This window comes from Pantoea sp. BRR-3P (assembly GCF_039621635.1).
GTDB classification, from domain to species: domain Bacteria; phylum Pseudomonadota; class Gammaproteobacteria; order Enterobacterales; family Enterobacteriaceae; genus Pantoea; species Pantoea floridensis.
Map to the genome: position 1 here is coordinate 1,592,493 of NZ_CP155066.1, position 14,763 is coordinate 1,607,255.

General features: G+C 55.3%; 10 protein-coding genes. 9 read left to right on the forward strand and 1 reads right to left on the reverse strand.

The annotated features are described in order from the left end of the window. Positions 1 to 15 precede the first annotated feature (15 nt). The 5 genes from tcyJ (at position 16) to AAGR08_RS07350 (ending at position 5,088) form a co-directional block, all read left to right on the forward strand. On the forward strand, positions 16 to 816 hold the full coding sequence (gene tcyJ, locus AAGR08_RS07330) for a cystine ABC transporter substrate-binding protein (RefSeq protein ID WP_097096961.1): 801 nt from the start codon (positions 16 to 18) through the stop codon (positions 814 to 816). After that, positions 816 to 1,484, forward strand: coding sequence for a cystine ABC transporter permease (gene tcyL / locus AAGR08_RS07335; RefSeq protein WP_064739084.1), 669 nt, complete (start codon positions 816 to 818; stop codon positions 1,482 to 1,484). The genes tcyJ and tcyL overlap by 1 nt, the downstream gene beginning before the upstream one ends. Continuing rightward, positions 1,481 to 2,233: an L-cystine ABC transporter ATP-binding protein TcyN gene (gene tcyN / locus AAGR08_RS07340; RefSeq protein WP_345829325.1), complete on the forward strand. Its 753-nt coding sequence runs from the start codon at positions 1,481 to 1,483 to the stop codon at positions 2,231 to 2,233. The genes tcyL and tcyN overlap by 4 nt, the downstream gene beginning before the upstream one ends. Positions 2,234 to 2,469: 236 nt before the next feature. Next, positions 2,470 to 3,555 carry an acyltransferase family protein gene (locus AAGR08_RS07345; RefSeq protein ID WP_345829326.1) on the forward strand — a complete coding sequence of 362 codons (1,086 nt, stop codon included), beginning with the start codon at positions 2,470 to 2,472 and terminating at the stop codon, positions 3,553 to 3,555. 450 nt (positions 3,556 to 4,005) lie between these two features. Further along, positions 4,006 to 5,088 (forward strand): acyltransferase family protein, encoded by a 1,083-nt coding sequence (locus tag AAGR08_RS07350; RefSeq protein ID WP_097096964.1) that lies wholly within the window; start codon positions 4,006 to 4,008, stop codon positions 5,086 to 5,088. A 67-nt stretch (positions 5,089 to 5,155) separates the two neighbouring features. On the opposite strand, the gene putA is transcribed toward AAGR08_RS07350, so the two are convergent. Next, positions 5,156 to 9,100, reverse strand: coding sequence for a trifunctional transcriptional regulator/proline dehydrogenase/L-glutamate gamma-semialdehyde dehydrogenase (putA, locus tag AAGR08_RS07355; RefSeq protein WP_097096965.1), 3,945 nt, complete (start codon positions 9,098 to 9,100; stop codon positions 5,156 to 5,158). Between the two features lie 390 nt (positions 9,101 to 9,490). Between putA and putP the strand changes: the two genes are divergently transcribed. From putP to efeB, 4 genes are all read left to right on the forward strand, one after another. Further along, positions 9,491 to 10,975 (forward strand): sodium/proline symporter PutP, encoded by a 1,485-nt coding sequence (putP, locus tag AAGR08_RS07360; RefSeq protein WP_345829327.1) that lies wholly within the window; start codon positions 9,491 to 9,493, stop codon positions 10,973 to 10,975. A gap of 248 nt (positions 10,976 to 11,223) precedes the next feature. Further along, positions 11,224 to 12,057, forward strand: coding sequence for an iron uptake transporter permease EfeU (efeU, locus tag AAGR08_RS07365; RefSeq protein WP_345829870.1), 834 nt, complete (start codon positions 11,224 to 11,226; stop codon positions 12,055 to 12,057). 55 nt (positions 12,058 to 12,112) lie between these two features. Continuing rightward, positions 12,113 to 13,231, forward strand: coding sequence for an iron uptake system protein EfeO (gene efeO, locus AAGR08_RS07370; RefSeq protein ID WP_097096968.1), 1,119 nt, complete (start codon positions 12,113 to 12,115; stop codon positions 13,229 to 13,231). A gap of 2 nt (positions 13,232 to 13,233) precedes the next feature. Then, positions 13,234 to 14,511 (forward strand): iron uptake transporter deferrochelatase/peroxidase subunit, encoded by a 1,278-nt coding sequence (efeB, locus tag AAGR08_RS07375; protein ID WP_097096969.1) that lies wholly within the window; start codon positions 13,234 to 13,236, stop codon positions 14,509 to 14,511. The last annotated feature ends 252 nt before the right edge of the window (positions 14,512 to 14,763 follow it).

A 14,763-nucleotide genomic window follows, 5' to 3' on the forward strand; every position in this document is an offset into this window, starting at 1 on the left:
ATAAATGGGGTAAACATGACTTTCTCTCCAATTCGTCGCCAGATGGTGATGGGCATGATGGCGGTCGCGCTGGTGGCGGGCGTTAACGTCAAATCCTTCGCCGCAGAAGATCTGCTGGCAAAAGTAAAGAGTAAAGGCGAGCTGCGCGTCGGTCTGGAAGGCACCTATCCGCCGTTCAGCTTCCAGGATGAAAAAGGCCAGCTGACCGGCTTTGAAGTTGAGTTCGCGCAGGCGCTGGCACAGCACCTCGGCGTGAAAGCCGATCTGCGTCCGACCAAATGGGACGGCATGCTGGCGTCGCTGGACTCTAAGCGCATCGACGTGGTGATCAATCAGGTAACCATTTCTCCAGAGCGCAAGAAGAAGTATGACTTCTCTACGCCGTACACCATTTCTGGCGTGCAGGCGCTGACGCTGAAGCAAAACGCGGCGGGCATCACCAAGCCGGACGATCTGTCAGGCAAGAAAGTCGGTGTCGGTCTGGGTTCTAACTACGAACAGTGGCTGCGTGACAACGTGAAAGGCGTGGATATCCGCACCTATGATGATGACCCAACCAAATATCAGGACCTGCGTTCAAAACGTATTGATGCCATTCTGGTGGATCGCTTAGCGGCGCTGGATTTGGTGAAGAAAACCGGCGATACCATGGCGGTAGCGGGGCCAGCCTTCTCCCGTCTGGAATCCGGCGTGGCGCTGCGCAAAGGCAACGACGATCTGCTGAAGGCAATCGACGCGGCCATCGCCGATATGCAGAAAGATGGCTCACTGAGCAAACTGTCTGAAAAATGGTTCGGCGCGGACGTCACTAAATAATGCAGGAAAGCTTACAACTGGTGCTGGATTCAGCACCATTTCTCTTAAAAGGCGCGCTGTTTACGCTGCAGCTGAGTATCGGCGGGATGTTCTTCGGCCTGATACTCGGCTTTGTGCTGGCGCTGATGCGTCTGTCGCACTTCTGGCCGATTAACTGGCTGGCGCGTATTTACGTGTCGATATTCCGTGGCACGCCGCTCATCGCCCAGCTGTTTATGATCTATTACGGTCTGCCGCAATTTGGTATCGAGCTGGACCCAATCCCCTCGGCGATGATTGGTTTGTCGCTGAATACCGCCGCCTATGCTTCTGAATCATTGCGTGGCGCAATTGCTGCGATTGAACGCGGGCAGTGGGAAGCCGCCGCCAGTATTGGTATGACGCCGTGGCAAACGCTGCGCCGCGTGATTCTGCCGCAGGCCGCGCGCACCGCGCTGCCGCCGTTGGGCAACAGCTTCATCAGCCTGGTGAAAGATACCTCGCTGGCCGCCACCATTCAGGTGCCGGAGCTGTTCCGTCAGGCGCAGCTGATCACCTCTCGTACGCTGGAAGTGTTCACCATGTATCTGGCGGCCTCGCTGATTTACTGGGTGATGGCAACCGTGCTGTCGGCATTGCAAAATCGCCTGGAAGCGCATGTGAATCGTCAGGATCGGGAGGGTAAATGAGTGCAATTGAAGTTCGTCAGCTGGTGAAACAGTTTCACGGCCAGACGGTGCTGCACGGTATCGATCTCGATGTGGCACCTGGTGAAGTGGTGGCGATTATTGGCCCGAGCGGTTCGGGTAAAACTACGCTGCTGCGCTGTATCAATCTGCTGGAAGTGCCGGAAAGCGGGCATATTAAAGTGGGTGATATCGCCATTGATGCGGCGCTCGGCCTCAACAAGCAGAAGCAGCTGGTGCGCCAGTTGCGGCAGCAGGTGGGATTTGTGTTCCAGAACTTCAATCTGTTCCCGCATCGCTCGGTGCTGGAGAACATCATTGAGGGGCCGGTGATCGTCAAAGGCGAGCCGAAAGCCGAAGCCGTTGCACGAGCACGTGGTTTGCTGGAGAAAGTGGGATTGCACGGTAAGGAACAGAGCTTCCCGCGTCGTCTTTCCGGCGGACAGCAGCAGCGTGTGGCAATTGCCCGCGCGCTGGCGATGCGTCCGGAGGTGATTCTGTTTGATGAACCTACTTCGGCGCTCGATCCGGAACTGGTGGGGGAAGTGCTTAGCACCATCCGCGCGCTGGCGCAGGAGAAACGCACCATGGTGATCGTTACCCATGAGATGAGCTTCGCGCGTGACGTGGCGGATCGCGCCATCTTTATGGATCAGGGACGAATTGTAGAGCAGGGCGCAGCTAAAGCGCTGTTCAGCAATCCACAGCAGGCGCGTACCCGGCAATTTCTCGACAAATTTCTTAACCAATAATCTTAAGCGTCGTCAGCAATGGCGGCGCTTATCTGCATTTCGCTCGCCATAATTCCTCTCAGTTTTTTCCTAAAATAGCTGCATGCTAATTTTATAACGTCATGATTTTTATGACGATATGGTTATTGACGGGTTTTAAGTGTGCCTCTGTTTCCTGATTAGGAAAGTCCCGATTGAGACATCTTTGTAATTATAAATAATTCTTTACAAATTCATGGCGCAATTAGGACAAATTAATGAGTACTGCCAGGAAAGAGGTCCTCTGGATCAACACGCTCAAAGGAGGCTGTATTTTGATGGTGGTGCTGCATCACTCCATCATCACCACCTTCGCTCCCTCACTTCACCACCTGACAGCCGGACTGCTGCCTGCGCATTGGTGGGTGGCGTTCAATACCTATCTCTCACCGCTGCGCATGCCCGCTTTCTTCTTCGTTTCCGGTTTGCTTGCGGCCAGTTCCATTACTAAAAAAAGCTGGAAAGAGGTCTTCACCAAGAAGTTCAGCAACATCGTTTATCTCTATCTGCTGTGGGGCGTGATTCAGTGGCTCAGCATTCATTATATCTCCACCCATTTGGGGGAGCGGCTTTCCAGCACCAAAAACGCCGCCTACGCCGATACGCCGTTTGAGTTCATTAAGCTGCTGATGACCTCGATGACCAGCCTGTGGTATCTCTACGCGCTGGCCGGTTTCTTCCTATTCACCAAGCTGTTCCACAAGCAGAAGATCGCGCTGCTGGCGTTAGGAGTGGTTGCCACTTATGCGGCGCAGTTCAGCCTGATTCCCGGCTGGGGCCCAGCCAGCGTGGCGCAGAACTACCTCTACTTCCTGATCGGGGTGTTCTTCAGCCAGGCATTAATTGAGATAAGCGAACTGAAGCGCCAGCACTGGCTGCTGCTGGGTGGCATTGCGCTGATTGGCATGCTGCATCATGTCGGCGGCATCTACAAAAACCCGTTCTACAGCGTGCTGACCATCGTGTTTGGCATCGTGCTGTGCCGCTTCCTGAACGAACGTTTCAATATGGCGTGGCTCAACTGGATTGGCCGCAACACGCTGCAAATTTACGTGCTGCATCGCATCTTTATTGAGCTATTAGGGCTGAGCGCGATTGCTCTGGCGTTGCACTACGGCTGGTTTGGCAATGCCACCTTCAGCTGGGCATGGGCGCTGCTGATGCCAATTACCGGCGTTGCACTTTGTACCAGCATTTCGCTGCTGGTGTGGACGCTGCTCAACCGTGGTCCGGGCCGCATGCTGTTCCTTTATCCCCGCCTGCTGCGCAAACCGGTATTAGCAACGAAAAGTGAACCGCAGTAAAAATAATCCTGCCGGGCCAGTTCGCTGGTCCTCAATATGTTTTATCCCAGGTCGCCATGAATGGCGACCCTACAAGCACACGGCTAATATTCCTGCTTATCCATTTGCCACATTAAATATTCTTTTTTCCGGAATTTGATAATAATTTGGTATGCGATAGGGCGGATTGTTCTTAATTTCTTCTCATAATGTTTTCTATACCTCTTCTGGTTAATATTCTTTTAGTGACTCTAATTAAGGCAAATTTCCTTAGTGTGTTCAGGGTTCTATTTTTGTCTGGATCTGTAAAGTATTGTTATATCAGGACCACAAAAAAATATTTAAGACTTTCGCTACATCATGCCCGCTCGGCCTGTTGAATAATCGTCTAATAATCATAAATGCTTCATGACTTATTAGAACCTATTTCCCCTTAAGACCTACACAGCAACAGCAGCGGGAGTCAATGATATGAATAACACCCAAAAAGAAGATATTGCATGGATAAATACGCTTAAAGGAGCATGCATATTGCTGGTGGTGTTGTATCACACCGTATTACCTGGCTTCGAAGGTACCGTTAAATTATTGTCAGCCGGCTGGATCCCGGCAGAAATATGGGTGCAGTTTAATACGGTGTTATCGCCGCTGCGTATGCCCGCCTTCTTTTTTGTCTCAGGCTTACTGGCCACCAACGGTATTTTAAATCGGCAGTGGAAACAGGTGTTTACCAGCCGCATCACCAATCTGTTTTATCTCTATATTTTATGGGGGTTTATTCAATGGTGGTCGATTGTGGGAATTTCGACGGAAATCACCGGGCAACGTATTTCGCAGAACCTTAACGCGGCGTATGCCGGTTCGCTGCTGGAGTTCCTCAAGCTGACGTTCATGGCGATGAGCACCTCGTGGTATCTGTACGGCCTGGCGCTCTATTTCCTGTGCGCAAAAATATTTAAGCAGCAGAAAGTGGCGCTGCTGGTGGTGGCGATTGCACTTAACTACCTGGCGGTGGAGAAGATTATCCCCTTCTGGGGACCCCAAAGCGTGGCGCAGTACTTCCTGTTCTTCCTGTTGGGCGCTTTCTGGAGTCCAATGATGCTGCGTATGAGCGAATGGCGTCGTGAAAACATCGTGCCGTGGGCTCTGCTGGCGGCATTGTCCGGTATTCACATGATCTTTGGCCTGGATAAGAGCCTGTTCATGTGTATTCTCGCGGTACTGGGTAGCGTAGCGGCGTGCCGCTGGTTGAATGCGCATTTCAAGATGAGCTACTTAAACTGGGTTGGGCGCAACACGCTGCAAATCTACGTGATACACCGCATCTTCATTGAGTTTTTCGGCATGTCAGCGATTCTGTTTGCCCAGCGTCATCACCTGTTCGAGCAGGCATGGTTCTCCATCCTGTGGGCCTGTTTCTATCCGCTGGCGATCGTTGGGATTTGTTCGCTGTGTTCAGTCGCGGTATGGCAGGTCACCAATCGTGGGTTGGGGCAGTCGCTGTTTGTGTTCCCAACGCTGATTGGCTTAAAGCGGAATAAGTCGGCGGCGTAAAAATGGGTCGCCATGAATGGCGACCCTACACGTAGGGTGCGCATTGATGCGCACCTGGCTGTTATCGTCAACCGATGGTCATCAAACTCGCATTACCGCCCGCTGCGGCGGTATTGACGCTCAATGAACGCTCAATCAACAAACGCTCCAGCAGCAGATTGGTTTCACCACGAGCAAAGCCCTGCACCGAAATAATCGCGCCCTCGCGTGCCGCCACCTGCTCACACAGGCTGCGCAGTTGATCGGCATCACCGTGATAAATCACGGCATCAAACTCGGCCGCCAGCACCTCCTTCACCAGCTTGATGTGCGCTTGTACCTCGGTGGGCAATGATTTACGCCACGCACGATGCAGTTCATCATCCTGCCACAGCGCGTGACTGCCAACGCTGGTGACCGCCGCTAACTGCGTCAGCGCATCTTGCTCGTTATCGGCGATGCACAGCACATGTTCGCGCGGCAGCAGAGTGAAGGTATTGCGTTCACCGGTTGGACCCGGCAGCAGACGCACGGTACCCGCTTGCGCCAGTTCGTCGTAACGCTGGCACAGCGCCAGCAGTTCAGGTTTGTCTTTTGCCCACTGTTGCAGCGCCTGATGCGCGCGCATCAGTTGCGCGCGCACCGAACTGTCGACCGGACGTTCAGCATCCTGACGATCAAAGGTGATGCGTAGCGCACCGTCTGGACGGTTGGCCAGTAGACGATAGAGATAGAGCGGGCCGCCGGCTTTCGGACCGGTGCCGGATAACCCTTCGCCGCCGAACGGCTGCACGCCCACGACCGCGCCCACCATATTGCGGTTCACGTAGAGGTTGCCGACCTTCGCGTTGGCCGTGACCTGGGCGATAGTTTCATCGATACGGGTGTGCACGCCGAGCGTCAGGCCGTAACCCGAGGCGTTAATCTGTTCGACCAACTGCGGCAAGGCGTTTCGCGTGAAACGCACCACGTGCAGCACCGGACCAAACACTTCTTTATCCAGGTCGCCTACCTGATCCAGCTCAATCAGCGTGGGCTTAATAAAGGTGCCGCTGTTCCACTCTTTAGTGTCCTGCGGATTTTCCTGCGCCGCCTGATAAACCTTGAAGCCTTTACTGCGCAGCGCCTGAATATGGCGTTCGATATTGGCTTTCGCTTCGGCATCAATGACCGGACCAATATCGGTTGATAAGCGCTCCGGGTTGCCCATGCGGCACTCGGCCATCGCGCCACGCAGCATTTTCAGCGTGTGGTCGGCCACATCATCCTGGATGCACAACAGGCGCAGCGCTGAGCAACGTTGACCGGCGCTATCAAATGCCGAGGCAACGATATCTACCACTACCTGTTCGGTCAGCGCCGACGAATCGACGATCATGGCGTTCATGCCGCCGGTTTCAGCAATCAGCGGGGTTGGACGGCCTTGCGGATCGAGACGGCCTGCCAGATTGCGCTGCAGCAGCGTGGCGACGGCGGTTGAGCCGGTAAACATCACGCCGCGCACGCGCTCGTCGCCGGTGAGTTGCGCGCCAACGGTTTCGCCCTGGCCCGGCAGCAGTTGCAGCACGCCAGCAGGCACGCCGGCATCCAGCAGGATTTGCACCGCCTGTGCGGCAATCAACGGTGTTTGTTCGGCCGGTTTTGCCAGCACGCTGTTACCGGCGGCGAGCGCGGCGGCAATTTGTCCGGTGAAGATGGCCAGCGGGAAGTTCCACGGGCTGATGCACACTACCGGGCCGAGCGGTCGATGGGTTTCATTATCGAAATCGTCACGCACCATGCCGGCGTAGTAGTAGAGGAAATCGACCGCTTCACGCACTTCGGCGATGGCGTTGTTGTAGGTTTTACCGGCTTCACGCACCAGCAAACCAATCAGCTGCTGCATCTGGCCCTCCATCGCTTCGGCGGCACGCTCAAGAATGGCGGCGCGCTCCTGCGGTGGCGTGGCGAACCAGATCGGACCGGCATTCACCGCCGCATCCAGCGCGTCCGACACTTCGGCTTCGCTGGCTTCTCGCACGCTGCCGACCACGTCCGCCGGTGCGGCAGGATTAAGCACCGGACGGCTAACGCCTGCACCTAATTCACCTGCCACCAGCGGCTGCGCGATCCACGGCTGGCTGGCGCTGTTGAGCAGGGCGCTGGACAGCGATGCCAGGCGATGTTCGTTAGCCAGATCGAGACCCGCTGAGTTAACACGCTTCGCGCCATACAGATCGCGCGGCAGCGGAATTTTCGGATGCGGCAGACCGATCGCGCCTTCGGCAACGCCCATCTTCTCTACGGCGGCAACCGGATCGGCCACCAGCTCATCCAGCGGCAAGGTGTTATCGGCGATGCGGTTAACGAATGAGGTATTGGCCCCGTTCTCCAGCAGACGACGCACCAGATAGGCCAGCAGCGTTTCATGCGTACCCACCGGCGCGTAAATGCGGCACGGACGATTCAGTTTGCCGTCCGCCACTTTCCCCACTACCTGCTCATACAGCGGTTCACCCATGCCGTGCAGGCACTGGAATTCGTATTGGCCTGGATAGTAGTTATTACCTGCCAGCTGATAAATCGCCGCCAGCGTATGCGCGTTGTGAGTAGCAAACTGCGGATAGATCAGGTTTGGCACCGCCAGCAGTTTACGTGCGCACGCCAGATAGGAAATATCGGTGTAAACCTTGCGGGTGTAGACCGGATAGCCTTCCAGCCCATCAACCTGCGCGCGTTTAATTTCGCTATCCCAGTACGCGCCCTTCACCAGGCGGATCATCAGGCGGCGACGACTGCGCTGTGCCAGGTCGATCAGCGCATCAATCACAAACGGGCAGCGTTTTTGATACGCCTGAATCACGAAGCCGATACCGTTCCAGCCTTCCAGTTCCGGCTCAAAACAGAGTTTCTCCAGCAGATCGAGCGACAGTTCCAGACGATCCGCCTCTTCGGCATCGATGTTGATACCGATGTCATAGGAGCGCGCCAGCAAGGTTAACGATTTGAGGATCGGATAGAGTTCGTCCATCACGCGCTCATACTGTGCGCGGCTGTAGCGCGGATGCAGTGCCGACAGCTTAATTGAGATGCCTGGACCTTCATAAATACCGCGCCCGTTGGAGGCTTTGCCTATGGCGTGAATCGCCTGCTGGTACGACACCAGATAGGCTTTGGCATCGCTGGCAGTCAGCGCCGCTTCACCCAGCATGTCGTAGGAGTAGCGGAAGCCTTTCTCTTCCAGCTTGCGCGCATTGGCCAGCGCTTCAGCGATGGTTTCGCCGGTCACAAACTGCTCGCCCATCAGGCGCATCGCCATATCCACGCCTTTACGGATCAGCGGCTCGCCGCTCTTGCCGATGATGCGGTTGAGGGAGCGCGACAAGTTGGCTTCGTTATGGGTGGACACCAGACGCCCGGTAAACAGCAGACCCCAGGTTGCCGCGTTGACAAACATCGACGGGCTGCGGCCAAGGTGTGATTGCCAGTTTCCGTTGCTGATTTTGTCGCGGATTAACGCATCGCGCGTCGGCTTGTCAGGGATGCGCAACAGCGCTTCTGCCAGGCACATCAGCGCCACGCCTTCCTGTGAGGAGAGGGAAAACTCCTGCAGCAGGCTTTGTACCATGCCCGCGCGACCGGTTGCCCCTTTCTGATGGCGCAGCTTATCGGCGAGGCTGTAAGCCAGCTGATGCGTTTTCTCCGCCAGCGGCGCAGGGAGGCGCGCCTGTTCCAACAGCATCGGCACCGCATCGGTTTCCGGACGGCGCCATGCGGCGGTGATCGCGGAGCGGCTCACCGACTGCGGTAAAATATGTTCAGCGAAATCGAGGAAAGGCTGCAGCGCCTCTTCTGGCACGCCTTCATCAGCGGCGGCATCGATCAGCAGCTGGGGAATTTCTGGCACCGATTCACCAGCTTCCAACTGCTCCAGATAGTTAAAAATCGCCTGCTTGATCAGCCAGTGTGATGTGCGGTCAAGCTTCTGTGCTGCCAGTTTAATGCGGTCGCGGGTGGCTTCATCCAGCTTCACGCCCATGGTGGTGGTTGCCATGCTTTCCTCGTCCTCGAATAGTGATTCAACGCTTGCGTGGCAGCAATATCACTCATGTTGCAACTTTGTGCAACCTATGTTGCCAGCAGGCCGTCATGAATGACGACCCTACATACAACGTCTGGCTTCGTAGGGTCGCCATTCATGGCGACCAGGGTGCAACCAGAGTGTGATCCGGTGCAACCTCCCATCAGAAAAAACGCAGCATTAGTGTCATCATTGTGACGGCTGTGTTAAATGCATTGTGCCTACTGGCCCTTTGCGGCAGGATACCGCGCCTTAAGAGGAATCGCTTTCTCTGGATGCGGTGAAATCATGCTGCTGTCCCGTTCCGACAGCGCTGATTAACAAGATTTCTCTTGATGGATCAAATAATAAGTGGAGAGACAGATGAGTGTAAGTACACCGATGTTGGTGACCTTTGTAGTATATATCCTTGGGATGGTGTTAATCGGTTTCATCGCCTGGCGATCAACCAAAAGCTTCGATGATTATATTCTCGGTGGCCGCAGTTTAGGCAGCGTGGTAACCGCACTTTCGGCGGGCGCTTCCGATATGAGCGGCTGGTTATTGATGGGGCTGCCTGGCGCCATTTTCCTTTCCGGCATCTCGGAAAGCTGGATCGCCATCGGCTTGATCATTGGCGCCTGGCTGAACTGGCGCATCGTTGCCGGCCGCCTGCGCGTGCAGACCGAGCATCACGATAACGCCTTAACCTTGCCAGATTTCTTCTCCAGCCGTTTCGAGGATAACAGCAAGCTACTGCGCGTTATCTCGGCGGTGGTTATTCTGATCTTCTTCACGATTTATTGTGCTTCCGGCGTGGTGGCCGGTGCGCGTCTGTTCGAAAGTACCTTTGGGATGGATTACCAAACCGCACTGTGGGCCGGTGCGGCGGCTACCATTCTGTATACGCTGGTGGGCGGTTTCCTCGCGGTGAGCTGGACCGATACCGTGCAGGCGAGTCTGATGATTTTCGCCCTGATTTTGACGCCGGTGATTGTGATTTTGGCGGTGGGCGGCCTGGATGATTCGCTGGCGGTGATCAGAGCAAAAAGCCTTGAAAACCTCGATATGCTGAAAGGCCTGAACGTTGTGGCGGTGATTTCCCTGCTCGGTTGGGGCCTCGGCTACTTTGGCCAGCCGCATATTCTGGCGCGCTTTATGGCGGCGGATTCGCACCATACGATTCGGACGGCACGTCGCATTGGCATGATTTGGATGATTCTGTGCCTTGCCGGAGCCGTTGCCGTTGGCTTCTTCGGCATTGCCTACTTCCAGAACCATCCCGAGCATGCGGCGGGCGTAAGCCAAAACGGCGAGCGCGTGTTTATCGAGCTGGCGCGCATTCTGTTTAACCCGTGGATCGCGGGCATTCTGCTGTCGGCGATTCTGGCAGCCGTTATGTCCACGCTGAGCTGCCAGCTGCTGGTGTGCTCCAGCGCCTTGACCGAAGATTTGTATAAAGGCTTCCTGCGCAAAAACGCCAGCCAGAAAGAGCTGGTGTGGGTAGGGCGTTTGATGGTGCTGGTGATTGCGTTGATCGCTATCGCGCTGGCGGCGAATCCAGAGAACCGCGTGCTTGGCCTGGTGAGCTACGCCTGGGCTGGCTTTGGGGCGGCGTTTGGGCCAGTGGTGCTGTTTGGCGTGTGCTGGAAGCGCATGACGCGCAACGGTGCGCTGGCTGGAATGGTGGTGGGTGCGCTGACCGTGCTGCTATGGAAAGATTATGGCTACACCGAGCTGTATGAAATCATCCCGGGCTTTGCCTTCGCCAGTATTGCGATTGTGGTGTTCAGCCTGTTGGGGCGAGCTCCATCTGAGGCCGCTCAGCAGCGCTTCGCCGCCGCAGAAGCGCAGTATCAAAGCAAATAATCTGTAGGGGCGCCATTGATGTCGACCCGGTGCGCATCAATGCGCACCCTACGAACACCGCATCGTTTCGTTGTAGGGTCGCCATTCATGGCGACCAGTCCAAATATTCCCCCTCTGCAAACCGCAAAAGCAAAATTAATTTCTCGCGGTGACTTGTATTTTCCCCTTCGATAATGATAATCGATATCGTTCGCACTTTACGTATTTTTACCTAAGGTTTACCCTCCTTAACATTCAAGAGGTTGATGATGTTCGTCCCGTTTCTCATCATGCTGCGCGAAGGTCTGGAAGCAGCGCTCATCGTCAGCCTGATTGCCAGCTATCTCAAACGCACCCAGCGCACACAATGGTTCCCGGCGATGTGGGCTGGCGTATTTATTGCTGCCGCGCTGTGTCTGGCACTCGGCATCTTTATCAATCAAACCACCGGCGAGTTTCCGCAGAAGCAGCAGGAGCTGTTCGAAGGCATTGTTGCGGTGGTTGCAGTAGTGATCCTGACATCGATGGTGTTCTGGATGCGCAAAGTGTCGCGCAATATCAAAGCCACGCTGGAAAAATCGGTTGATAACGCGCTGCAAAAACAGGGCGGCAGTGGCTTTCCGCTGGTGCTGATGGTGTTTCTGGCGGTGGCGCGTGAAGGGCTGGAATCCGTGTTCTTCCTGCTTGCCGCGTTCACGCAGGACGTAGGCTATGCGCCACCGATTGGCGCAGTACTCGGCCTCGCTACTGCGGTAGTGCTGGGCATGCTGCTTTACTATGGCGGCATTCGCCTCAATCTGGCGCACTTTTTCCGCTGGACCAGCCTGTTCATTCTGTTTGTTGCCGCAGGGCTTGCCGCGGGCGCTATCCGCGCTTTCCACGAAGCCGGTTTATGGAATCACTTCCAGGATGTGGCGTTTGATCTGAGCAATACGCTTTCGACGCACTCGGTATTCGGCACGTTATTGGAAGGTATTTTGGGCTATCAGGAAACGCCAAGCGTCAGCGAAGTGGCGGTGTGGCTTATCTATCTGATTCCGGCGCTGCTGCTGTTTGCCTTCCCAGCTCGCCCATCAATCACCACGGCTCGAACTACGCGCTGAATTTAAAATCAGGCGCGATTGCGCGCCTGTTCTTCCATGTAACAGGGATATCACTATGACGATTCGCTTCCGCCGCAAGGCGCTGTTGGTTGCTATGCTGGCGCTTTCCGGCGCCGCTTCTGCTGCTGCCGTCCCGCAAGTCACGGTTACCGTGACCGACAAGCAATGTGAGCCGATGTCGCTCAATGTGCAGGCGGGAAAAACCCAGTTCATCATCAAAAACAACAGCCAGAAAGCGCTGGAGTGGGAGATCCTGAAAGGAGTGATGGTGGTGGAAGAGCGTGAAAATATCGCGCCAGGCTTCAGCCAGAAACTCACCGCCAATCTGGAAGCGGGCGAATATGATATGACCTGCGGCCTACTCAGCAACCCGAAAGGCAAGCTGGTGGTCAGCGGTGATGCGAAGAAAGCAGCGACCGGCAAGCCAGACGTACTGGAGCTGGTGGGGCCTATCGCCGACTACAAAGTTTATGTAATGAATGAAGTGAAAGAGCTGGTGGCGGGCACCAAAGCGTTTACCGACGCGGTGAAAGCCGGCGATATCGAAAAAGCCAAAGCGCTGTTTGCGCCAACGCGCGTGCATTATGAGCGTATTGAACCCATCGCTGAGCTGTTCTCCGACCTGGATAGCAGCATCGATGCACGTGAAGACGACTTCGAGAAGAAAAACGAAGATCCAAAATTCACCGGCTTCCATCGCCTGGAAAAAATCCTCTTCGCGGATAACACCACCAAAGGGGCTGAACCCTTTGCCACTAAGCTGAACCAGGACGTGCTGGATCTGCAAACGCGCATCAGCGAACTGGCGTTCCCACCAGCGAAAGTGGTGGGCGGGGCGGCAGGCCTGATTGAAGAAGTGGCCTCCAGCAAGATCTCAGGCGAAGAAGACCGTTATAGCCGCACCGATCTCTCTGACTTCCAGGCCAACATTGATGGCGCGCAGAAAATTGTTGATCTGCTGCGTCCGCTGCTGCAGAAAAACAACCCGCAGCTGCTGGCAAAAGTGGATGCCAACTTCAAGAAAGTGGACGGCATTCTCAGCAAATACCGCAGCAAAGACGGTTTTGAATCGTACGAGAAACTGACCACCGCCGATCGTAATGCGCTGAAAGGCCCGATTACCACTCTGGCAGAAGATCTCTCCCTGCTGCGCGGAACCTTAGGTCTCGACTAATCATGACGCATAAAAATGACGCGGCGCAGCCGTCGCGTCGTCGCTTATTGCAGGGATTAGGCATGTTGGGCGGCGCGGCCGCCCTCGGCGGCGGCTGTCCGTTTCATACGGCAGCCGCCGACAGCTTTTCTCCCGGCACGGTTGCACCCAACGCGCGTCAGCAGGCGCAACCTTTTTACGGCGCGCATCAGGCGGGAATTGTGACGCCGCAGCAGGCGTCAATGATGCTGGTGGCGTTTGATGTGCTGGCCAGTGATAAGGCCGATCTTGAGCGGCTGTTTCGCTTACTCACCGAGCGCTTTGCGTTCCTGACGCAGGGCGGACCGGCACCGGTGGTGACCAACCCGCAGCTGCCGCCGATGGATTCAGGAATTCTCGGTGCCGATATCGCGCCTGACAATCTCACCATGACCTTGTCGGTTGGCGCGTCGCTGTTTGACGAGCGCTTCGGCTTGAGCGCGCATAAGCCCGCACAGCTGCAAACGATGACGCGCTTCCCTAATGATTCACTGGATGCAGAGCAGTGCCACGGCGATCTGTTGCTGCAAATCTGCGCTAACACGCAGGACACGGTGATCCATGCGCTGCGTGACATCATTAAGCGCACGCCCGATTTGCTGGCGGTGCGCTGGCGACGTGATGGGTTCATCGCCGATCATGCGGCACGCAGCAACGGCAAGGAGACGCCGATCAACCTGCTGGGATTCAAAGACGGCACCGCTAATCCCGATACCCATAATCCGGCGTTGATGAATCAGCTGTTGTGGGTGACTGACGAGCAGCAGGAACCGGCATGGACGCACGGCGGCAGCTATCAGGCGGTGCGCATCATTCGTTTCCACGTCGAGATGTGGGATCGCACGCCGCTTGGCGAGCAGCAAACCATTTTTGGTCGGGAGAAGTTATCCGGCGCGCCGCTTGGCATGAAAAACGAGCATGACGTACCGGATTACAGTAAAGATCCCGATGGCGATTTGATTGCGCTGGATGCGCATATCCGTCTCGCCAATCCGCGTACGCCGCAAACCGACAGCAGTTTAATGCTGCGGCGCGGTTACAGTTATTCCAGCGGCATAACCGGTTCGGGTCAGCTGGATATGGGCCTATTGTTTGTTTGCTATCAGCATGATTTAGCAAAAGGGTTCATTACCGTACAGCAGCGGCTTAATGGCGAAGCGCTGGAAGAATATATTCGCCCAATTGGCGGCGGCTACTTTTTCGCGCTGCCAGGCGTAGCGGATGAAAATCATTATCTGGCACAATCTTTACTGCAAGCCTGATTAATAAATGCACAATGCCTGCACGTCAGAATGCGCTGCAGGCTTTTTGTTACGCATTCCTTAAACTTTCCTCTGGTCGTAGCCGCTTCCGAATGTTCCTAAAAAGTTAGACTTATCCCCAATTAACCATCCCTTTGATAATTTTGAGAAATTTAATTTAAGATAAACGCGCTCAGGCTTCGCTTATCATTTTTTCTTTGCTGGGAAGTAAAATTACTGTTGCAAACTACCGCAAATATGATGCACTTTATT